The sequence below is a fragment of the Bacteroides sp. AM16-13 genome (genome assembly GCF_003602705.1).
Taxonomy (GTDB): domain Bacteria; phylum Bacteroidota; class Bacteroidia; order Bacteroidales; family Bacteroidaceae; genus Bacteroides; species Bacteroides xylanisolvens.
Window position 1 is genome coordinate 215,103 of record NZ_QTLK01000008.1, and the last position, 22,450, is coordinate 237,552.

The 22,450-nt window shown below is 40.4% G+C and carries 20 protein-coding genes, 2 tRNA genes and 1 pseudogene; 14 read left to right on the top strand and 9 right to left on the bottom strand.

All coding sequences use genetic code 11. From position 1 onward, the window contains the following. Window positions 1-140 precede the first annotated feature (140 nt). The 5 genes and pseudogenes from DW173_RS09020 to DW173_RS09040 form a co-directional block, all read right to left on the bottom strand. Window positions 141-500, bottom strand: a complete 360-nt coding sequence (locus DW173_RS09020; protein ID WP_229097076.1) for a hypothetical protein — start codon at window positions 498-500, stop codon at window positions 141-143. Further along, window positions 493-1,884, bottom strand: coding sequence for a P-loop NTPase fold protein (locus DW173_RS09025; RefSeq protein WP_120144347.1), 1,392 nt, complete (start codon window positions 1,882-1,884; stop codon window positions 493-495). Before DW173_RS09025 ends, DW173_RS09020 begins: the two co-directional genes overlap by 8 nt. A 73-nt stretch (window positions 1,885-1,957) precedes the next feature. Beyond that, a pseudogene (gene fic, locus DW173_RS09030) lies at window positions 1,958-2,507 on the bottom strand (protein adenylyltransferase Fic). 3 nt (window positions 2,508-2,510) lie between these two features. After that, the gene (locus DW173_RS09035) at window positions 2,511-3,272 is read right to left on the bottom strand and encodes a Fic family protein (protein ID WP_117610462.1); all 762 of its coding nucleotides are present in this window, start codon (window positions 3,270-3,272) and stop codon (window positions 2,511-2,513) included. Between the two features lie 2 nt (window positions 3,273-3,274). Further along, complete coding sequence (locus DW173_RS09040) at window positions 3,275-3,523, bottom strand: helix-turn-helix domain-containing protein (protein WP_117610432.1); 249 nt, start codon at window positions 3,521-3,523, stop codon at window positions 3,275-3,277. Between the two features lie 167 nt (window positions 3,524-3,690). Between DW173_RS09040 and DW173_RS09045 the strand changes: the two genes are divergently transcribed. The 6 genes from DW173_RS09045 (at window position 3,691) to DW173_RS09075 (ending at window position 7,084) form a co-directional block, all read left to right on the top strand. After that, window positions 3,691-4,083, top strand: coding sequence for a hypothetical protein (locus tag DW173_RS09045; protein ID WP_120144348.1), 393 nt, complete (start codon window positions 3,691-3,693; stop codon window positions 4,081-4,083). Window positions 4,084-4,136: 53 nt separating this feature from the next. Beyond that, window positions 4,137-4,331: a 2-C-methyl-D-erythritol 4-phosphate cytidylyltransferase gene (locus DW173_RS09050; RefSeq protein ID WP_120144349.1), complete on the top strand. Its 195-nt coding sequence runs from the start codon at window positions 4,137-4,139 to the stop codon at window positions 4,329-4,331. Between the two features lie 852 nt (window positions 4,332-5,183). Further along, the gene (locus DW173_RS09060; protein WP_055236452.1) at window positions 5,184-5,759 is read left to right on the top strand and encodes a Panacea domain-containing protein; all 576 of its coding nucleotides are present in this window, start codon (window positions 5,184-5,186) and stop codon (window positions 5,757-5,759) included. Between the two features lie 3 nt (window positions 5,760-5,762). Continuing rightward, complete coding sequence (locus DW173_RS09065) at window positions 5,763-6,233, top strand: hypothetical protein (RefSeq protein ID WP_055236453.1); 471 nt, start codon at window positions 5,763-5,765, stop codon at window positions 6,231-6,233. A gap of 42 nt (window positions 6,234-6,275) precedes the next feature. Next, the gene (locus tag DW173_RS09070) at window positions 6,276-6,563 is read left to right on the top strand and encodes a hypothetical protein (RefSeq protein ID WP_055236454.1); all 288 of its coding nucleotides are present in this window, start codon (window positions 6,276-6,278) and stop codon (window positions 6,561-6,563) included. A gap of 170 nt (window positions 6,564-6,733) precedes the next feature. Next, window positions 6,734-7,084 (top strand): hypothetical protein, encoded by a 351-nt coding sequence (locus DW173_RS09075; protein WP_055236455.1) that lies wholly within the window; start codon window positions 6,734-6,736, stop codon window positions 7,082-7,084. 165 nt (window positions 7,085-7,249) lie between these two features. Here DW173_RS09075 and DW173_RS09080 read toward each other — a convergent pair. From DW173_RS09080 to feoB, 3 genes are all read right to left on the bottom strand, one after another. Further along, window positions 7,250-7,321, bottom strand: a tRNA-Cys gene (locus DW173_RS09080). Window positions 7,322-7,372: 51 nt separating this feature from the next. Then, a complete protein-coding gene (locus DW173_RS09085; RefSeq protein WP_004312937.1) occupies window positions 7,373-7,588 on the bottom strand; it encodes a hypothetical protein in 216 nt (71 codons plus the stop codon). Beyond that, a complete protein-coding gene (gene feoB, locus DW173_RS09090; protein ID WP_049702357.1) occupies window positions 7,585-10,071 on the bottom strand; it encodes a ferrous iron transport protein B in 2,487 nt (828 codons plus the stop codon). Before feoB ends, DW173_RS09085 begins: the two co-directional genes overlap by 4 nt. 145 nt (window positions 10,072-10,216) lie before the next feature. Here feoB and tilS point away from each other — a divergent pair, with 145 nt between their 5' ends. After that, a complete protein-coding gene (tilS, locus tag DW173_RS09095) occupies window positions 10,217-11,497 on the top strand; it encodes a tRNA lysidine(34) synthetase TilS (RefSeq protein ID WP_120144351.1) in 1,281 nt (426 codons plus the stop codon). Here the strand turns inward: tilS and DW173_RS09100 are convergent. Beyond that, window positions 11,482-12,318: a 4Fe-4S binding protein gene (locus tag DW173_RS09100; protein WP_074705482.1), complete on the bottom strand. Its 837-nt coding sequence runs from the start codon at window positions 12,316-12,318 to the stop codon at window positions 11,482-11,484. The two genes, tilS and DW173_RS09100, sit on opposite strands and share 16 nt — an antisense overlap. Window positions 12,319-12,554: 236 nt before the next feature. Between DW173_RS09100 and rho the strand changes: the two genes are divergently transcribed. The 7 genes from rho to DW173_RS09135 all read left to right on the top strand — a co-directional run bounded on the left by rho (window position 12,555) and on the right by DW173_RS09135 (window position 21,981). Further along, entirely contained in the window at window positions 12,555-14,825 is a 2,271-nt protein-coding gene (gene rho, locus DW173_RS09105) for a transcription termination factor Rho (RefSeq protein ID WP_008025828.1), read from the top strand. 286 nt (window positions 14,826-15,111) lie between these two features. Beyond that, a complete protein-coding gene (locus tag DW173_RS09110; RefSeq protein ID WP_008025830.1) occupies window positions 15,112-16,578 on the top strand; it encodes a sulfatase in 1,467 nt (488 codons plus the stop codon). 273 nt (window positions 16,579-16,851) lie between these two features. Next, complete coding sequence (locus DW173_RS09115; protein WP_008025832.1) at window positions 16,852-18,174, top strand: MATE family efflux transporter; 1,323 nt, start codon at window positions 16,852-16,854, stop codon at window positions 18,172-18,174. A 104-nt stretch (window positions 18,175-18,278) separates the two neighbouring features. Further along, complete coding sequence (ffh, locus tag DW173_RS09120) at window positions 18,279-19,601, top strand: signal recognition particle protein (protein ID WP_004312925.1); 1,323 nt, start codon at window positions 18,279-18,281, stop codon at window positions 19,599-19,601. A gap of 207 nt (window positions 19,602-19,808) precedes the next feature. Next, the gene (gene folD / locus DW173_RS09125) at window positions 19,809-20,690 is read left to right on the top strand and encodes a bifunctional methylenetetrahydrofolate dehydrogenase/methenyltetrahydrofolate cyclohydrolase FolD (protein ID WP_004312924.1); all 882 of its coding nucleotides are present in this window, start codon (window positions 19,809-19,811) and stop codon (window positions 20,688-20,690) included. After that, complete coding sequence (locus DW173_RS09130; RefSeq protein ID WP_120144352.1) at window positions 20,687-21,841, top strand: CapA family protein; 1,155 nt, start codon at window positions 20,687-20,689, stop codon at window positions 21,839-21,841. Before folD ends, DW173_RS09130 begins: the two co-directional genes overlap by 4 nt. 64 nt (window positions 21,842-21,905) lie before the next feature. Next, window positions 21,906-21,981: transfer RNA gene (locus DW173_RS09135), tRNA-His, on the top strand. The last annotated feature ends 469 nt before the right edge of the window (window positions 21,982-22,450 follow it).

Below are 22,450 nucleotides of genomic sequence, written 5' to 3' on the forward strand. Positions count from 1 at the left end.
AAAAGAAGCCGAAATTCGGGACTTTCTTTCAAACAAGCATAAGCTATCAGCCTCAACAATAAAAAGGATCATAAAACGTCTGAATGATGAATATAAATTATAGTTTTAATGGCTAAGTATAAACAAAAGTCCCGAACCAATCAAGGAACGGGGCTTATTATTTCTCTCATTTCAGCCTTTGCCAAAGGAGAAAGTTCTTTCATATAATTACATTTAAAAGCGGCTGATTCCAGATCAAGCACATCATAACGGACGCCGGAACGTAACTTTCCATCAACATCTTTATATTTCTTCACTATGCCAGCTTTTACCCATTTAGTAACATTTCCTTTGCCATACCGGATATGTGCCTGATTTTGAGATATAAATTGAGATTCTTTGAATAAGCTAATTCGTTCTTTTTTACGACCCAAATTTTCTGCAAATTCTACTAGCTTAAACAGCAATTCTTCGGATATGGCTACAATCATATTAACATTTATTTTTACCACATCACTCATAAGACTTAGGAATGTTCAAATATTGATATTTAATTCTATCTAACAGATGAAATACAGGAAATGTAAGTGCATAATAATCTGTAACACCATTTACAGCAACTAATTTCCAATATGAGTAATATGCAGTTTTTTGAATATTGAATGTATATTTATTATCATAAATTAATAATTCATGTTGTTGTTTCTCCGTTATTGATGGATATAAAAGACATAATACTTCATTTATAGCTGTAAAATTCTTCCTATACGGAGATAATGGTTCTTGTATAGAACAGGCTGATATCGCATTAGAAACTTCATAATCATCTACAAACATTTTTTTCAAAACAAGAAATAATAATCCTGCATAATCACACGTTTTATGAAAATCGTCAAGAGTCTTTGTTGGTATTATCTCAATATGTGCCTCTTGAATTTTTGTTATTGTTCTAACATTTATTTCCCCACAATTAATCATTACCTGAATAATGTCAAGATAACGTTCAAAAAATTCACTTCTTACATCAGGCGGCATATTTATTTGACTGAATAGAATATTTATGACTTTCACAAGATCATTCCTTATATCAAAACGAAAGATTTCCGTTGAATAGAATTTATCAATATATCCATTGAAAGCTTTATTGGTTCCATTGATATGTACAAAGCAATCACGCAAATTATTTATATCACATACTATAATAATTTTATCAAACCCAAATTTATTCTCTCCTGTACCCGTTTCATTGTCATTTGTAGACAAAATATTTAACAAACGAAAAGACTGTAATGGTTCAAGACGATCAAAATCATCTATCAACAAAATAGTTTCTTTTTGCTTATTCTCTAATTTGCTAGCTTTAATAAGCATTTCTCTTATCAAATTAGATATGTCGTTCATTTCATAACTAGTACCTATCTCATTCTCTAAATCGTTTAAAAATTGTTCTATTTTAGTCTTTGGAGAATCATCCTTGTAGTCTTTGTATATATTCGCAATCACTTCTATTGCTTTACCCAACTTTACTGTATTCTCATCAATAAGTGATGCTACTCCCAATATACTTTGCAATAACTTAAGCGCATTACTTTTCACCGACCTACATATTGTAGAAACTTTTTCAAAATCAGTTCTTTCAATCGTAATCCCAGTCCCCAACAATTGAATTAATATGTCGAATTTTATTAACTCGTAAATGTCTTTATTAGTTGAAGTCACATAATTTACTGGGAATAGTTTACATACGTAATATTTTTCCTGTTGTGCTGGATCATTAAAAAAATTATTTAAAAATGTAGTTTTGCCACTTCCAAAACAACCTGAAAAAATAATTCGTTGGTTATTTGTATTATTTAGATGAGCCTGAAATTGCTCCATCATACCCTTTGTTTCTATTTGACGCATAAATATTTCTGTATTATTCCTCACTTTCTATTCCAATCTCCATAATAAGAACAAAACGAATTTATTCTCTAGATTACTCAGGTTCGTAACCCTCATAATAATAAGATTGTGTAACACCTTTAAATATAACTTCTCGATCATCTACCTGGTTGGTTAATCCTTGATGTAACAAAGTCCGCAATTCTAGGTCGTTAATCGGGCTTCTTTCCATAGCTTGCCAATAGAGAACCTTATACATTCTGCCAATCGATCACCATGTCAAGACGTTTTTTAAGTATCATATCGAGCCAAATGCGCATAGTACGGCCGTTGCCTTCCATAAACGGGTGGGCAATATTCATTTCCACATATTTAGCAATGATTTCCTCAAATTTCGTTTCCGGCATCTTTTCTATTACTGGGAGCATCACATCAAGATACATACAATTAGCAAAACGAAAGTTTCCCTTTACTATATTCAACGTACGCACCTGTCCAGCAAACCTGTACAACCCATCGAACAAATAACGGTGTATGTCACACAATCCCTTTACGGTTCCCACCTCAATACGATCTATATCTCCAGTTTCAAACAAGGCATGAGCTTTTGCAAAGCTCAATTTATCTATTTCATTTGTATTCATACCCTATTGCATTATAGACAAATATCTTTGTAAAGAGGCTATTTCGGCCTCAACAACAAGTTTTTGAAAGGCTTCCGGCTTATTCTCTGTATGAGATTCTTCCAGTGCTTTATAATAACTTATTTTATCCTCATTGCTACCTTTTAAAGTAACCAATGTATACCCATTCCGTAAAAGATAAAGATTCATCAATAAACGTGACGTTCGCCCGTTTCCATCAATAAACGGATGAATACGTACAAGTTCGTCGTGAAGATATGCGGCTATAAGTACCGGATGTACTTTTTCTTCCTCCATCTGCCGGTACTTTATCATAAAATCCTCCATTTGCTTCTGTATTAAATAAGGTTGTGGCGGCATGTGGGTACTACCGGAAATCATAACGGGAACGGTACGATATTTCCCGGCATTTTCACGGTCTATTCCATGCAAAATAAGAGCGTGTATTTCTTTGATAGTGCGTTCGCTTATCTCTATATCCTTCTTCGCTATATCTTTGATATAATCAATAGCTTCGCTATGATTGATAGCTTCCAAATGTTCACGCATAGATTTACCGGATATGGTAACTCCTTCATTTACTACTAGGGCGGTTTCCTGCAAAGTTAAAGTATTGCCTTCTATGCGGTTACTTTCATAAGTATATTCAATATCTAAAGCATCTTGAACCTTTTTCAGTGCTTCTTCAGGAAGTGGGCGCAAGGTTGATAACTGAACCTTGAGCGTATCAACTTCATTCAATAATTGTTTCATTTCTTCATTCATAGTCATTCTGCTTTGATATTGATATTCTTTCCACAATGGGGACAGGTGAGAGAAGCGGTTCCAGACTTTGGTTGCTCAAAGAGTTCAGTAACTGGAACTTCCAAAGCACCTGCTATTTTGTTTAATGTTTCGACTGTTGGGTTACCATTAACCATATTAGACAGATTCACTCTATTTATTCCCATCTTATCGGCAAGCTCTGTTATGGTCATGCCTTTTTCTTTTATAACTTCCTTTATTCTTAAATCCATATCGTAATGTTTTAGTTTACGGTACAAATATAAGAATTATTATTAAATGTACCGTAATAACGTTACATTTTTCGGTTAAAGTAATGTTAAATATTTCTTTTAATTTGGTTCAATGTACCGTTTTATATTACATTTGCATCATAAACGAAATATAAAACATTACGGATATGAAACGCTACAATTTAAGCCAGATAATGAAGAGAGCACACAACTTGTATAACAATGCACGTGCAAAGTACCCGACATTCTCCGATGCACTCCGTAAATCTTGGAGCATGGCAAAGTTTGAGGTTAGAGTAGCCGAAGAACGCCAAGCAATCGAAGCGGAGACTAAAGCACGTGAAGCAAAGGTACGTGAAGAGAACGAGCAAGCCGCCATTAGTTCGGTTCTTCTTCGTGCACAAATCGAAGCCGACCGGATCAGAAGAGAAGCGGAAGCCAAAGCGGAACGCATGAAAGGCGAGATAGCAGCACGCAAAGAGGGTATCTCTTACAATGAGTATCAAAACCGTATTAGTCGTGCAATGGGCTACGGGTGTGGTTCGTATTGTGGTGATTGATTATTAACCCGGTGGGGTCGGTGAAATAACGACCCCATCATAAAATATACACTATGACAGAAACAAAGGTTTACAAGCTCCACGAGAGTAAGCAAGTAGAGGATATCACTACCATGCTAAAGATAGAAGGAATTAAATATCAAGTATTCGAATACGAAGAGTACACAGCAATAGAAGTGACCGGCACACCATTAGAGATAATAAAAGCCTCATCAATATACCAACAGGTTACAACCATTAAGCTATAACGAGATGGAGATATTGATAGTATTCGGATGCCTATACACTGGCTATAGGATATTTAGGAAAAAGGGAGAACACTTCTTTGATATTTAATCAATTATGAACGCTACACTAATTATTTGTATCATCCTTCTTGCTTTCTGCATCTGGGATGAAATGTTTAACGATAACAACAGAAATCAATCAATATAAAAATAACTATGGGAATGATAATAGAACCCACTAGCAAAGAGCGGACAGAGCAAGGAGAGCAGTTTATCGAAAGACTGCTGAAGATTCTACAGAACAACGATAAAGTAACGGTTAACATTATGTATTGTCAAACTTGCGTTATTGACAGACTAGTAACTGTAGAATCTGGTACCAGTTTTAATGCGGGTCTAAGTAAAGACAATTGTACAGTACTAAATGAAATGGTTTACAACTCACATCAATAAATGATACATGAAAGTTGACGCCATCAACAAAGCCACCTCGGTAACAATATGGTTGCCGGGTTTACATTTAAAAGAATCCGATTATGAATAATCCTCCGTTGGGATGAACTGGGGAGAGAAGACAGGGCAAAGGAATGTAATGCCCTACCTGATCCGACAGATTACGGAGCAGGTCATACGATACATGAACTTATCATTTCTTTGTTCGGTGCTAGAAAATCGCTTAGATGCAAACAGGATGAGAAAACGAGCAAAGGAGTATAGGATAACGTGAGAAAATCTCACATTATAGTAGTATTCTTTTATGTTTTACGACATGTTTCGAGTAAAAACGACTATAAAAAAGCGAAATAAGATAAAATGAGATAAAGAAAACAATAAAAACATGCTATATTTGCATCAGAAAAAAAGAGCAAAGGAATGAAAATAAAGGAATTAACGATAGATGAAATGCTTAAATTAAAAGCTGTGGTACTATACGTCATAAACAAATGTGACGAAATAGACTATTTTCATTTATTCAAAATACTATATTTTGCGGACAGAGCTCATTATGCTAAATATGGCAGAAGAATCATTCAAGATACTTTCTGTGCACTACCTAAAGGACCTGTCCCCTCTGTTTTATTTGATGCGATAAAGGTAGCGACCAAACAAGCTACTGCCGTTAATAATTCACCGTTATCAATTATTTCAAATTCCATTGAATCTCCAGATTCCGCATATTATTTTATACTGAGTGCAAAAGAATTACCAGATATGGAAGAATTATCGCAATCAGATATTGACTGCCTTGATGCTTCTATAAAAGAAAATAAAAATGTTGATATAGACACTCTGTCTACAAAATCTCACGATGAAGCATGGAGAAATGCATGGGAAAAACAAAAAGCACATCCTATGGATGCAATTCTAATGGCAAAAGCAGGTGGAGCAAATGAAAGCATGATAGAATATATCAAAGAAAACGAAGAGATTAACAAACTTGCTTTTTAAGACATGGGAGCATCTATTGCTGATATTTTATCCAATAAAGAAAAATCGCAACTTGTTTTACCTAATATAAATAAGGGAGATGTCTTTAAAATGAGATTAACCCCAAAAGAAGGAATAATTCCTAAAAATAAAGGCGACAACGACCGTGACAAATATTTCATTATCGTAGGAAAAACAGCAAATAATGCTCTTATCGGTTTTGTTGTTATTAATAGTAATATCAATACCAATATTTCGAAAGAACTACAGTATCTGCACTATCCAATAAATGTCAGCGACTATCCATTCCTAAAGAAGAATAGTTTTGTCTGCTGTGCTGAACTCAAAGAAATTACAGCCGATAACTTTATAGACAGATATGAAGGAGAAGGAAGATGTGGGAAATTAACAAATGAAGATTTAGAACTCATTATTGGAGCTTTGAAATCATCCCCATTGGTTACTCCTAAACAATTAAAAAGATTTGGCTTATAATTTTTTCCATCCACTAAAAACAAATTCAAAAAACTTTATCTCATGATAAACAAGAAAGATGCTTGCCAAGCGTTAATTGATGGCAAAATTATTATTGCGTATTTCGGCAATAACGGTGACTATCAATACCCCCATTTAGCAACCCCTATTGAGATTAGACTATTCGGTAACCTATTCTGTACATATACATCACACGGTACTCATACAAGGAAACTCACAGAAAGTAATATTATGGAGGCACTTGATAAAAAATTCAATTCTCTTAGAATTTGCCCGGTATGCATTTTAGATAAAAGACCTATTGATGAACCTATGCTACCAAGATTATAATAATAGACAGCTAGTATTATTTATGCTTCCGAATTTATATTATCAAGTCTCTAATTACAATTAGTTTAGGTTTTACTTCTTTCCTGAATTAACTACATTCCAATTATTCCTAAGCATAAATATTCCCTGTAATTTCGTTCATTTGTCACTTAACAAAAAGAAAAAAAAACATGGAAATAGATCCGATTATTAAGCAAGCCATTGAGATTGGTATTAAATTAGGTATTGAAGCATACAGGAATGAAAGGAATGCAAACCTCAAAAACAAAAAGATTCTTATATGCAAGTCTGATGCAGAAAGACGTTTTGGACGTGGAGTCATTAGAGAGTTGATTAAAAGGAAATTTATATTCCCTTATCAATTTGGTATTGAAACAATGGTAGACGAAGAAGGTGACGAAATTACCGAGCCTAGAGGACATATATACTATAAACTACATGAAATTATAGAAGCTGTTGAGGAAGGGAATATTCTAAAATGCCTTCAAAAACGCAGAACTATGAAATATAACTCCAAATAACCGCTATTTGGAACTGATACACTACAAAGATTTTTCCGTAGTCATTACACATGTGAGAAGAAGAATCACACTTTTCCTACCCTAATTTTGTAGTACCAATGTAGTACCATTTTCAGTTAAGAGCAAAGAAAAACCCTTCCAGAAAACATCTGAAAGGGCTTCGTGAGGTTCCTGGCGGATTCGAACCGCCGTACACGGTTTTGCAGACCGCTGACTAAGCCACTCATCCAAGGAACCATTATTTCTCGTTTGCGGTTGCAAAGGTAGTACAAATTTTGAAACTACCAACTATCCGCAGCAATTTTTCTTTGTACTTTTTTTCTTTACATCACACTCTCTGCGTTTCTTCTCCATCATATCCTTTAGTTCACAGCCACTTACGCAGCTGTCACAAGGATTCTGATTTTCCCGCGTACGACGAAAAAAAAGAAATATTCCATATACGACACGGGCAATGCAGAGCACAACGAGTACTCCGACTACCCACTCTTGCCAATTATTCATACAAACAATCCTCCAATCTGATAAACAGCAAATGATACAAGCCAAGCTAATGCCGTTGTATAGCAGGCAGCAAAAAGCGCCCATTTCCAACTACCCGATTCCTGTTTGATAGCCGCCAACGCCGCAATACACGGGAAGTAAATCAATACAAACAGCATATAACAAAAAGCGACCAATGGAGTAATCGGAATACGTTCTGCCAAACTCACCGAGTCAGCATCCGGATCATCTGCATACAAAACGCCTAACGTACTTACCACCAATTCTTTCGCCCCTACACCGGAAAGCAAGCCAATACCTAATTTCCAATCAAATCCCAATGGCTTTATTACCGGCTCTATTCCGCGCCCCAACTGACCGATATAAGAATTTTCCTGCTGTTCGGCAACCGTTTCATAAGCATCATGATTCGGATAATATCCCAGAAACCAGATAATAATAGAAGCAATCATAATAATTCCGCCCATCTTTTTCAGATACTGCGCTCCCTTTTCCCATGTATGACGGAAGATAGACTTCGCTGTCGGCATTCGGTAAGGAGGAAGCTCCATCACAAACGGCGTATCATCACCCTTTATCAGAAACTTGCTAAACAAGCGAGCCATTACCACAGCCAGCACAATACCAATCACATAGATACTTAACAGCACCAAACTTGCATTGTTCGGGAAGAAAGCACCCACCAACAATAAATAAATCGGCAGACGCGCACTACAAGACATCAATGGATTCACCAACATGGTAATGAGACGACTCTTCCGGTTCTCAATAGTACGGGACGCTATAATCGCAGGCACATTACATCCGAATCCCATAATCAGAGGAATAAACGACTTTCCGTGCAACCCCATTTTATGCATGATCTTATCCATGATAAAAGCCGCACGAGCCATATAACCAGAATCCTCCATGATAGAAATACAGAAATACAGAATCAGGATATTCGGTAAGAAAACAATGACAGCTCCTACCCCACCGATAATTCCATCAATCAGCAGATCTTTAAATGGACCTTCCGACATATTATTGCGCAGCAATTCACCAAGCTGCTCTACCATCCATTCAATTCCCATCATCGGATATTCGCCAATGACAAATGTACCTTCAAACATCAGATACATAAAAAGAAAGAAAATAGGAAATCCCCAGACACGATGAGTTACAATCGAATCCAGTACCTTTGTTGTCTGCGCCTGTTCCAGATGATTATCCGTGAACGTTTCTTTCAACGCACCACTGATAAATCCATATTTAGCATCAGTAATAGCCGATTCACAATCCTCATTCATTGTCTCCTGAACACGCTTCGACATCTTGTCGCGGACATGGAAAATTTCATCCGCATTCGGCAATGTGCGTACAATACGCTCAATGTCAGGATCATTCTCCAACAATTTAATGGAGAGGAAACGGGTAGAATATTTATGCCGGATAAACTCGTTCTTGGACACTTCACTTTTTACAGCCTCAATCGCTTTTTCTATATCAGGACCGTGATTTATATGAATATGCCGGAAGACACGCCCCGTCTTTTTATGTTCACGCACATAATCTTCCAGATGCTCTTCCTCATGGTTCTTACGGTCTTCCAAAGAGTCATGCCATTCAGTCAAGTCTTTGAGAACTTCCGGATTCATGTTTCCCTGTTTATCGAAGAAGTCTACTCCTTCATACAGATTGATAACTACATGAAACAACGTATCCAATCCACGATTTTTCTTACTGGCAGTAGGCAGCATCGGCACCCCGAACAACTTGCTCAACAAATGGTAATCCAATGTATTTCCACTGGCTTCCAATTCATCATAGATATTCAGAGCCACTACCATGCGGACATTCATATCTATCAATTGAGTAGTCAGATATAAGTTTCGCTCCAGATTAGAAGAATCGACGACATTAATAATCACGTCAGGAGTTTCATCGATAATATGACGGCGAACATAGATTTCTTCCGGCGTATAAGCAGATAAAGAATAAGTTCCCGGCAGATCGACAATACGGAAATGATAACCTTCGAAGTCAAAATAACCTTCTTTGGCATCCACGGTCACACCGCTGTAATTGCCTACATGCTCATGAGCACCGGACGCAAGATTAAACAAAGAAGTCTTGCCACTGTTCGGATTTCCGACCAAGGCAACATTGATGGTGCGACGTTTACCTAACGCCAACCGTTTCATATCTTCTTCTTTTACTGAAAGGTCTTCGGGTAATCCTTCATGATAAACAGTCTTTTCAGCCAGTTCTTTTGCCTCCTCCTCGCTGATTACTTCGATCATTTCAGCTTCCTGACGACGAAGAGATATTTCATAACCTAAGACTTTATATTTTATGGGATCTTTTAGGGGAGCGTTCAACAGCACTTCAACCGTTTTACCTTTAATGAAGCCCATCTCCACAATACGTTTACGAAAACCACCGTGCCCCAATACCTTTACAATAACACCTTTTTCTCCTGTTTTTAATTCGGACAAACGCATAACTCTCAAAATTTTCGGCAAAGATAATTCATAACTTCGGAGCACGCAAATTATTTAGAATGTTTTTAAATAGCAGCCATTTTCTTCCTCCAAAAGATTTAGGAAAAATAAAAAAACTTATTGATAAACTCGTATCTTTGCAGATATGATACAACAACGCGTTACAAAATATATAGAAAAAGAACATTTGTTCTCACTGGATGCCAAAGTCCTGATTGCATTGAGTGGCGGTGCCGACTCGGTGGCACTGCTATGTATTCTGCACACAGCAGGTTATCATTGCGAAGCCGCACACTGTAATTTCCACCTGCGAGGCGAAGAATCAGACCGGGATGAACTGTTTGTCCGCCAACTTTGCAAAAGAACCGGAATCCATTTGCATACAATTGATTTTAACACGACACAATACGCAAAGGAAAAACAGATTTCGATTGAAATGGCTGCACGGGAATTACGCTATGACTGGTTCGAGAAAACGAGAAAAGAATGCCAGGCAGATGTGATCGCCGTAGCACATCATCAGGATGATAGCGTAGAAACCATACTACTCAATCTGATTCGAGGTACAGGAATTACCGGTTTATTAGGAATCCGCCCCCGCAACGGAGCAATCGTACGGCCTCTGCTTTGCGTCAATCGAGAAGATATCATTCATTATCTGGAGAGCATCGGACAAGATTATGTAACAGACAGCACCAATCTGGAAGACGAATATACCCGTAACAAAATCCGACTCAATCTCCTTCCTCTTATGCAGGAAATCAATCCGTCAGTCAAAAAGAATCTGATAGACACGAGCAATTATCTGAATGATGTAGCTACCATATATAATAAATGCATAGAGGAAACCAAAAATAATATTGTAACGACAGAAGGTATCCGAATCAGTGATTTAGTAAAGGAACCGGCACCCGAAGCTATTCTATTCGAAATCTTGCATCCTCTAGGCTTCAATTCTGCACAAATCAAAGATATTGCCTTTTCGCTTCACAGCCAACCGGGCAAACAATTTTGCAGTAAAAAATGGAGAGTGATAAAAGACAGGGAATTCTTTTTAATAGAAGCAATCGAATCTAGAAATGAAGTTCTTCCTCCTTTTCAAATCATCAAAGAAGAAAAAGAATACACCCCTGATTTCCTAATTCCACGCGACAAAGGAATAGCCTGTTTTGATGCCGACAAACTGAATGGAGATATTCATTACCGGAAATGGCAGACAGGAGACACTTTTATTCCTTTCGGAATGAAAGGAAAGAAAAAAATAAGCGATTATCTGACCGACCGCAAATTTTCTATCAGTCAAAAAGAACGCCAGTGGGTACTCTGTTGTGGAGAACACATTGCGTGGCTGATAGGCGAACGAACAGACAACCGCTTTCGTATTGATGAAACAACTAAGCGTGTCGTAATCTACAAAATAGTTTGAGGCAATTTCTGTTTCTTGAAGCAATCTGACAACAAAGCCGCAAAAGGAGTATCATACACCCGTGCTTTTTTAACGCAGGCTTTTACACAGGCACAACACTTGATACATTTAGCTTCATCTGTATGCAGTTCATCCCCTTTCGTTATAGCCCCTGCCGGACAACGGACCACACACAATCCACAATGGGTGCACAAATTTTCATCCTCCACCCAAGGAGTGCGGGGAAGCGGTGTTCCACTTTTACGTAACTTGATAACTTTCCTCAAAAAGCGAAACAAAGGAAAAAATGGCTGGCTCGGACGTTTGATAGCACGTACATCTACCGGATAAAGGGTATCCATGCTATCGGCAGCCTGTATTTTTTCCATGATTTTCTTCCCAAATTCCGTAGCAAAGGCCAAATCCGACTCATCGGGACGTCCCATCGCAATCGGGTGTTTATCAGTACTATATGAATGCTCTCCAATAAAAGTTGCCCCGGCAATCACTTTCAATCCATGAGGAATAGCAAAAGCATCCAGTTCCATTAAAGCTTTCTCATAAGCACGGTTTCCATATACCACCACCAAAACGGTCGGAGTATCCACTCCCCGGATGTACTGCAAACGCTCCATTGCCAGAGGAGCGACATGACCTCCATACACAGGCACTACAATAATGGCCAAAGCAGATGCAGGAATCACGATTTCATCTGCAATTTGCTGCGTTACATTGATAGGAAGGATATTTTTTATACCCGTACCGTGAACAATCGCTTCCGCAACTTGTTTAGATGTGTGTGTAGGCGAAAAATAAATTAAATGAGCTTCATTTACTGTCATACTATTTTCTTTTATGTAGCAAAGATACACTTTTACGTGGAAAAAAATGTTTGATTGTTCATGAAACCAAAAAAAATTATTATCTTTGCCCCGTTGAAACATTCTACGATTCAACATATACATCCCTAATTCAGAATAAAAAACAAAACGTATGCTTGCATATCTGTAGCCATAAGCTGTAGTAATGCTGTCCGTAATTCAGCAAAAAAAGAAATATTAATAACTTACCATACTATATGTATAACATTATCCAATTAAACGACAAAAATCTGTCGGAACTTCAAGTTATTGCCAAAGAGTTAGGCATAAAAAAAGCAGACTCATACAAAAAAGAAGACCTTGTTTATAAGATACTCGATGAACAGGCTATTGTAGGAGCTACTAAGAAAGTTGCCGCAGATAAGCTCAAAGAAGAACGCAAAAATGAAGAACAAAAGAAAAAGCGTTCACGGGTAGCTCCTACCAAAAAAGAAGACAAGGTAGTTTCCACACCAAAGAGTGGAGAGGTTAATAAAACAAAAGAAGCCACTCCTGTAAAAGCACCACAACCTTCCAAGAAAGAAGAAAGTACAAACAAAGAAAAAGAAGCTCCTGTTGTAGAAGCTAAAGCAGAAAACGCTACTACTGCTCCCAAGCGTAAAGTGGGACGTCCACGCAAGAGCGCTGACGCAGAAGAGAAAAAAGAAGTAGAAAATGTAACACCGGCTGCTCCCAAAGTAGTGGAAACTAAGCCTGTTGTTGCAGAGAAAACTACTGAAACAAAAGAAAAAGCTGCTCCAGCACAACAGCCGACTGCTGAAAAGAAAGCAAAAAGCAAACCGGCTGCAGAAACAAATAAACCAGCCGCAGAGCCAAACAAGCCTGTTGCAGAGAAAAAAGTGATAGATAAACCACAAAAGAAAGCCGCACCCGTTATCGACGAGGAAAGCAATATCTTATCCAGCGTTGACGATGATGATTTTATTCCAATCGAAGATCTGCCTTCTGAAAAAATAGAGCTTCCTACCGAACTCTTTGGCAAATTCGAGGCAACTAAAACAGAACCTGTGCAAACAGCACCTGAACAGCCATCTCATCCTCAACAGCAACAACAATCTCAACAGCAGCAAGCACAGCAGCAACGCCCGCGTATTGTCCGTCCACGCGACAATAACAACGGTAATAATAATGTGAACAATAATAGCAATAACGCTAATAACAACAATAATAATTTCCAGCGTAATAACAATAATCAGAATCAGGTTCAGAATCCAAATCAGAACCAGAACCAACAACGCTTACCGATGCCACGTGCCACTCAGCAAAACCATGCGAACGAGAATCTTCCGGCACAACAGCAACAACAGCAGGAGCGTAAGGTTATTGAACGCGAAAAGCCTTACGAATTCGATGATATTCTCAACGGAGTAGGCGTTCTGGAAATCATGCAGGATGGATACGGATTCCTCCGTTCTTCCGATTACAACTACCTTTCTTCTCCTGACGACATTTATGTATCACAATCTCAAATCAAACTCTTTGGTTTGAAAACCGGTGATGTAGTGGAAGGTGTTATCCGTCCACCCAAAGAAGGAGAAAAATATTTCCCGTTGGTAAAAGTGTCGAAAATTAACGGACGTGACGCAGCCTTCGTTCGCGACCGTGTTCCTTTCGAACATCTGACACCTCTCTTCCCGGATGAAAAGTTCAAACTTTGCAAAGGCGGTTATTCAGACTCCATGTCTGCACGCGTTGTTGACCTTTTCGCTCCTATCGGTAAAGGACAACGTGCCTTGATCGTTGCCCAGCCAAAGACAGGTAAGACTATCTTAATGAAAGATATCGCTAACGCTATTGCAGCCAATCACCCGGAAGTTTACATGATTATGCTGCTGATTGACGAACGTCCGGAAGAAGTAACCGATATGGCACGCAGCGTTAATGCAGAAGTTATCGCTTCTACTTTCGACGAACCGGCAGAACGTCACGTAAAAATTGCAGGTATTGTATTGGAAAAGGCAAAACGTTTGGTAGAATGTGGTCACGACGTAGTGATCTTCCTTGATTCTATCACCCGTCTGGCTCGTGCATACAATACAGTATCTCCTGCATCCGGTAAAGTTCTTTCCGGTGGTGTGGATGCAAATGCACTTCACAAACCTAAACGTTTCTTCGGTGCTGCCCGTAATATTGAAAACGGCGGCTCGTTGACCATCATCGCTACCGCATTGATCGATACCGGTTCTAAAATGGACGAAGTTATCTTCGAAGAATTTAAGGGTACCGGCAACATGGAGTTGCAGCTCGACCGCAACCTGTCCAACAAACGTATCTTCCCGGCAGTCAACATTACTGCATCCAGCACTCGTCGCGACGACCTGTTGCTTGATAAGACAACTCTTGACCGCATGTGGATATTACGTAAATATCTTGCAGACATGAATCCGATCGAAGCAATGGACTTCGTTAAAGACCGTTTGGAAAAGACCAGAGATAACGATGAATTCCTGATGAGCATGAACAGCTAATTAGCGGTAAACGATAAATGATGAACGGTGAACAAACTGCGTCCTAATAATTGCAGTTTGTTCACCGTTCTCTTTTTTAGCCACCCCGTTAATCAATAACCACTTGCCGTTCATCCTTCACAATCCAACGTTCATCAGCAATAGTTCCCCCTAATCATCCATCACACATTACATTTTTGTACAAAATACTTTCACTTGCGTCCAAAACTACTACTTCACCCTTTTTTGCGTTTCCTTTTTTCCTACTTTTGTTTCAAAATCAACTATTACTTAATTCTAACCAGTAATGAAAACTATTTATCCATTCATGGGATTAGCCCTATGCGGCGTAGCAGCCCAAGCTCAAGAAAAGCCCAATTTCCTGATTATCCAGTGCGACCATTTGACACAACGCGTCGTCGGAGCTTACGGGCAAACACAAGGCTGCACCCTCCCTATTGACGAAGTCGCTTCACGAGGAGTTATCTTCTCCAATGCTTATGTAGGCTGCCCTCTCAGCCAACCTTCACGCGCAGCTTTATGGAGCGGCATGATGCCTCATCAAACGAATGTACGTTCGAACTCCAGCGAACCTATCAACCCACGTATTCCCGAAAATGTACCGACACTAGGAAGCCTTTTTTCCGAAAACGGTTACGAAGCCGTACACTTCGGAAAAACACACGACATGGGCTCCCTAAGAGGATTCAAACACAAAGAACCGGTAGCCAAACCATTCACTGATCCGGAGTTCCCGGTCAATAACGACAGCTTCCTAGACGTAGGAACCTGCGAAGATGCTGTTGCTTATTTAAGCAACCCTCCCAAAGAACCATTCATCTGTATTGCCGATTTTCAGAACCCTCACAACATTTGCGGATTCGTAGGAGCAAATGAAGGAGTACATACCGACCGCCCCATCAGCGGAACTCTTCCTGAACTACCAGCCAACTTCGACGTGGAAGACTGGAACAATATCCCCAAACCGGTGCAATACATCTGTTGCAGCCATCGCCGCATGACCCAGGCCTCTCATTGGAATGAAGAGAATTACCGTCATTACATTGCCGCTTTCCAGCACTATACTAAAATGGTGTCCAAGCAAGTAGACAGTGTATTAAAAGCTCTTTACTCCACTCCTGCCGGAAGAAACACCATCGTTGTTATCATGGCCGATCATGGCGACGGAATGGCTTCACACCGTATGGTGACCAAGCATATCAGTTTCTATGATGAAATGACAAACGTTCCGTTTATCTTTGCAGGTCCCGGCATCAAACAACAGAAAAAACCGGTAGATCAACTATTGACACAGCCTACGCTGGATCTTTTGCCTACCCTTTGTGATTTGGCAGGAATTTCCGTTCCGGTCGAAAAACAGGGAATCAGTCTCGCACCTACATTAAAAGGAGAGAAACAGAAAAAAACTCACCCTTATGTAGTTTCCGAATGGCACAGCGAATATGAATATGTCGTTACCCCCGGACGTATGGTACGCGGACCGAGATACAAATACACGCACTATCTGGAAGGCAATGGAGAAGAACTATATGATATGAAAAAAGATCCGGGAGAACGCAAGAATCTCGCCAAAGATCCGAAATACAGTAAAGTTCTGGCAGAACACCGTGCCATGCTTGATGATTACATCACCCGCACAAAAGATGACTACCGAAGCTTGAAAGTAGATGCTGATCCACGATGCAGAAACCATACTCCCGGCTACCCCAACCACGAAGGTCCTGGAGTTCGGGAAATACTCAAAAGAAAATAAATAATAAAAAAGAGTGAAGACGACACAGAAATCTTCACTCTTTTTAGTTTTTTCGCTGGCAAACTTACAAGCAAGCAGCGCACTAGTATAGCCCAAGAACACCGGCAAACACGAATCATCCGGTTCATATTAAGCCGTAAGGGAGACATGCTTCATTCCGAATCAACTAACGATAAAACTCCCGAAGGTCCGGAAATAGTTTTCATCTACCCCATCGCCTCCGAATCGAAATAAAGCACTATCTTTGCAAAGTGTAAACTTAAACGCTTAATTATGTATACCAACAAACAGATTTGGAGTGTCAGTTACCCGATACTACTAAGCTTGCTGGCACAAAATGTCATCAATGTCACCGACACAGCATTCCTCGGACACGTGAGTGAGGTAGCTCTTGGAGCATCGGCTATGGGCGGGTTATTTTATATATGTGTATTCACCATCGCATTCGGATTCAGTACCGGTTCGCAGATTGTCATAGCGCGACGCAATGGCGAAGGCCGCTATTCAGATGTCGGCCCTGTCATGATTCAGGGAGTCATGTTCCTGTTCGTGATGGCACTGCTGCTATTTGGATTCACCAAGGCATTCGGTGGAAACATCATGCGTTTGCTAGTTTCTTCAGAATCCATCTACGAAGGAACAATGGAGTTTCTGGACTGGCGTATTTACGGATTCTTTTTCTCTTTTATCAATGTCATGTTCCGGGCATTGTATATCGGCATTACACGCACTAAAGTGCTAACCATCAATGCCATTGTCATGGCATTAACCAATGTCGTACTGGACTATGCATTAATCTTCGGAAAGTTCGGTTTGCCGGAAATGGGTATCAAAGGGGCTGCTATTGCTTCCGTACTGGCAGAAGCCTCCTCCATTCTCTTTTTCGTCATCTATACGTATGCCACGGTCGATTTAAAGAAATACGGTATGAACCGCCTGCGCACATTCGACCCAGCATTGCTGATGCGGATCCTTAGTATCTCCTGCTTCACCATGCTGCAATATTTCCTGTCGATGGCTACCTGGTTTGTTTTCTTCGTAGCCGTAGAACGGTTGGGGCAACGGGAACTGGCGATTGCCAATATCGTCCGAAGTATTTATGTCGTATTGTTGATTCCGGTCAACGCACTGGCTACGACTACCAACAGTCTTGTCAGCAATGCTATTGGTGCAGGAGGCATCCAGCACGTGATGCCGCTCATTAATAAAATTGCGCGTTTCTCCTTTTTCATCATGCTGGGGTTAGTAGCGGTATCGGCACTGTTTCCGCAGTTCCTGCTCTCTATCTACACCAGTGAAGCCGCACTCATTACGGAATCCGTACCTTCGGTATATGTAATTTGTTGCGCCATGCTTATCGCATCCGTAGCCAATGTAGTGTTCAACGGTATCTCCGGAACAGGAAATACACAGGCAGCCCTGTTGCTCGAAACGATTACAATTATCATCTACGGATCATACATCATTTTCATCGGAATGTGGCTGAAAGCACCGATCGAAATTTGCTTTACGATTGAGATTGTGTATTATAGCTTGCTGTTGATAACAAGTTATATTTATCTCAAAAAAGCAAAATGGCAGAATAAAAAGATATAAATACAAGAGATTTTTGTACATTTGCAAGCTCAAATAAAGAGTAGACGGAAAAGTCCCTCTTTCGCCCAAGTAAATTGTAATTAGTAATTCGTAATTAAATAACTATGTTCGATAATTTAAGTGAAAGACTAGAACGGTCATTCAAGATTCTGAAAGGTGAAGGCAAAATCACCGAAATCAACGTGGCGGAGACGCTGAAAGACGTACGTAAAGCACTTCTCGACGCCGACGTAAACTACAAGGTGGCAAAGAATTTCACGGATACAGTGAAAGAAAAAGCTCTTGGCCAGAACGTGCTTACGGCTGTGAAGCCAAGCCAGTTGATGGTGAAAATCGTACATGATGAACTTACACAGTTGATGGGTGGAGAGACAGCCGAGATCAATATCGACGCCCGTCCGGCAGTCATCCTGATGTCAGGTTTGCAAGGTTCGGGTAAGACCACCTTCTCCGGTAAGTTGGCACGGATGCTGAAAACCAAGAAAAACCGTAAGCCATTACTGGTGGCTTGTGACGTTTACCGTCCGGCAGCTATCGAACAGTTGCGCGTATTGGCAGAACAAATCGAAGTACCGATGTACTGCGAACTGGACAGCAAGAATCCGGTAGAAATCGCACAACACGCTATTCAGGAAGCTAAAGCCAAAGGATATGACCTCGTTATCGTCGATACAGCCGGACGTCTGGCAGTAGACGAACAGATGATGAACGAGATCGCCGCTATCAAAGAAGCAATCAACCCGAACGAAATTCTGTTCGTGGTAGACTCTATGACCGGTCAGGATGCTGTAAACACGGCTAAAGAATTCAACGAACGTCTGGACTTCAACGGTGTGGTACTGACCAAACTTGATGGTGATACCCGCGGTGGTGCGGCTCTTTCTATCCGTTCGGTAGTGAACAAACCGATCAAATTTGTTGGTACAGGTGAAAAGCTGGAAGCAATCGACCAATTCCACCCTGCCCGTATGGCCGACCGTATTCTCGGTATGGGTGACATCGTTTCATTGGTAGAACGTGCACAGGAACAATATGATGAAGAAGAGGCTAAACGTTTACAAAAGAAAATTGCCAAGAACCAATTCGACTTCAATGACTTCCTTAGCCAGATTGCACAAATCAAGAAAATGGGTAATCTGAAAGACCTTGCCTCCATGATTCCGGGAGTAGGAAAGGCAATCAAAGATATTGATATTGACGACAATGCTTTCAAAAGCATCGAAGCTATCATCTATTCCATGACTCCGGCAGAACGTTCCAACCCGGAAATACTGAACGGATCACGTCGTACACGTATCGCAAAAGGTAGCGGAACGACTATTCAGGAAGTAAACCGCCTGCTGAAACAGTTCGACCAGACTCGCAAAATGATGAAGATGGTAACTAGCAGCAAGATGGGTAAGATGATGCCTAAAATGAAAAGATAATCATTCAATAGATCCAAACTGATTATAACAAAAAAGAGGAAGTTTCGACTTCCTCTTTTTTTGTATCCGGAAGCCTACGGTAGAAAGTAGTTTCTCCACTAACAAACTGATAATATACTGCTCATCTCCTGACAAAAATTCCAATCCTTTTGGAGAGTTCAGTTATTTATTTTACTTTTGCCCATCACCAATAAATACCCTGAAAATATGACTCTGATAGACGGAAAAGCCATTTCCGAACAAGTGAAACAAGAGATTGCAGCCGAAGTAGCCGAAATTGTGGCTCGTGGCGGAAAACGCCCGCATCTGGCGGCTATCCTTGTTGGACACGATGGTGGTAGCGAAACGTATGTAGCTGCCAAAGTAAAAGCCTGTGAAGTATGTGGATTCAAGTCCTCCCTCATCCGTTATGAAAGTGACGTGACCGAAGAAGAACTGCTTGCCAAAGTACGCGAACTGAATGAAGACGACGATGTAGACGGCTTTATCGTACAACTTCCCTTACCTAAACATATCTCCGAACAGAAAGTAATCGAAACGATTGATTACCGTAAAGATGTAGACGGCTTCCACCCGATCAACGTAGGCCGTATGTCCATCGGACTTCCGTGCTATGTATCCGCTACTCCCAACGGTATCCTCGAATTGTTGAAACGTTACGAAATAGAGACTTCCGGCAAAAAATGTGTTGTACTCGGACGTAGCAATATCGTCGGCAAACCGATGGCTGCCCTGATGATGCAGAAAGCCTATCCGGGCGATGCCACGGTGACGGTATGCCACAGCCGCAGCAAAGACCTGATAAAAGAATGTCAGGAAGCTGATATTATCATCGCTGCCCTGGGACAACCCAACTTTGTAAAAGCCGAAATGGTGAAAGAAGGTGCGGTAGTTATCGATGTAGGTACTACGCGTGTGCCGGATGCAACCAAGAAATCAGGCTTCAAACTGACTGGTGACGTGAAGTTTGACGAAGTTGCCCCAAAATGTTCCTTTATCACTCCCGTACCGGGCGGTGTTGGACCGATGACGATTGTATCGTTAATGAAAAATACACTCTTAGCTGGCAAGAAAGCCATTTATCAATGAAACATAGCTTGTTTCTGATGATTTTACTTCTCTCTTTGTCCTGCACCTCCCGGTCGCAGGCAAAGAGAGATTCTATCATCGATACCCTGTCGGACAGCCTTTCCGCAACCGACAGTATTTCCCCCACTGATACCCTACGACTCCTTTTCGTAGGTGACCTCATGCAGCATCAAGGACAAATCAACGCTGCACGAACCTCAACCGGCTATGATTATTCCACCTGTTTTACGTACGTTAAAGAAGAAATAGGGAGAGCCGATCTCGCTATCGCCAATCTGGAAGTTACGTTAGGAGGCAAACCCTACAAAGGTTATCCTGCTTTCAGCGCACCGGACGAATTTCTGACCGCAATTCATGACGCAGGTTTCAATGTTTTAGTGACTGCCAACAATCATAGTCTCGACCGTGGCAAATCCGGATTGGAGCGTACCATTCAACTTATCGACTCGTTGAAAATTCCACATGCAGGCACGTATATCAACACCGAAGAACGCGACAAGAAATATCCTCTTTTATTGGAAAAGAACGGGTTCCGCATCGCCCTGCTCAACTATACGTATGGCACAAACGGTATCCCCGTTACTCCTCCCAATATCGTGAACTATATTGATACAACAGTTATCGCCAAAGATATTGAAGAGAGCAAAGCAGTGAAACCGGACGCAATCATAGCTTGTATGCATTGGGGAATCGAATACCAGTCACTCCCGGACAAAGAGCAGAAATTCCTTGCTGACTGGCTGATTCAAAAAGGAGTAAATCATGTCATCGGCTCCCACCCTCACGTAGTTCAACCCATTGAAGTTCGCACAGACAGCGTGACGAACGACAAACATCTCGTAGTCTATTCACTGGGAAATTATATTTCCAATATGTCCGCCCGCCGCACCGATGGTGGACTGATGGTAAGAATGGAATTAGTAAAAGACAGCACAGTCCGTCTCAATAATTGCGAGTATAGTTTAGTCTGGACAGCCCGCCCCATTCAGTCCGGGAAAAAAAATCATCAATTACTCCCCGTCAATTTCCCGATTGATTCAATTCCTTTACAAGCACGTAACTCTCTGAAAATCTTCACGAATGACGCGCGAACCCTTTTCAACAAGCACAATCAGGGAATAAAAGAATATACTTTTTTCGAAAAAAAATAGCAGAATCTTTTGGAGATTAGAAGATAATATCTATCTTTGCACCGCGTTAGAGAAACGCAGACATGGTGGATGTAGTTCAGTTGGTTAGAGCGTCAGATTGTGGTTCTGAATGTCGCCGGTTCGAGTCCGGTCTTCCACCCAACAAAAACCCTTGTAAGTTAAGTACTTATGAGGGTTTTCTTTTTGTTGATAGAATATCATTCAAGTGCTAAATTTTTTCCTACTATAAAGTTGAAAAACATAAAAACATCTGCCACCTGCAACGAAAAGCGTGTAATACACTAGTTAATAAATAGTTAGAACGTGGCAGATACCTGTGGCAGATAGGTTGCAGATAAAGTATCTGCAACACGTTATATAATCAAAGAAAAAGCCTTGATTCCTTGATGCAAAGCTATGGGATAATTGGGATCACTCTATGGAGAATTTGTGGTGTCTCTACGGGGAAACGACAGTACAATCCTTACGTAGAAACTGTAGTGTCCCGCCTTAGAAACTCTCGTTTCCTGCCGTGGAAACTGTAATTTCTAATGCAGGAAACGACAGTTCCCCGCCTGGAAACGGGAAGTCAATGTATACAATAAACTTTTGCCCTCCTGGAGAATTAGC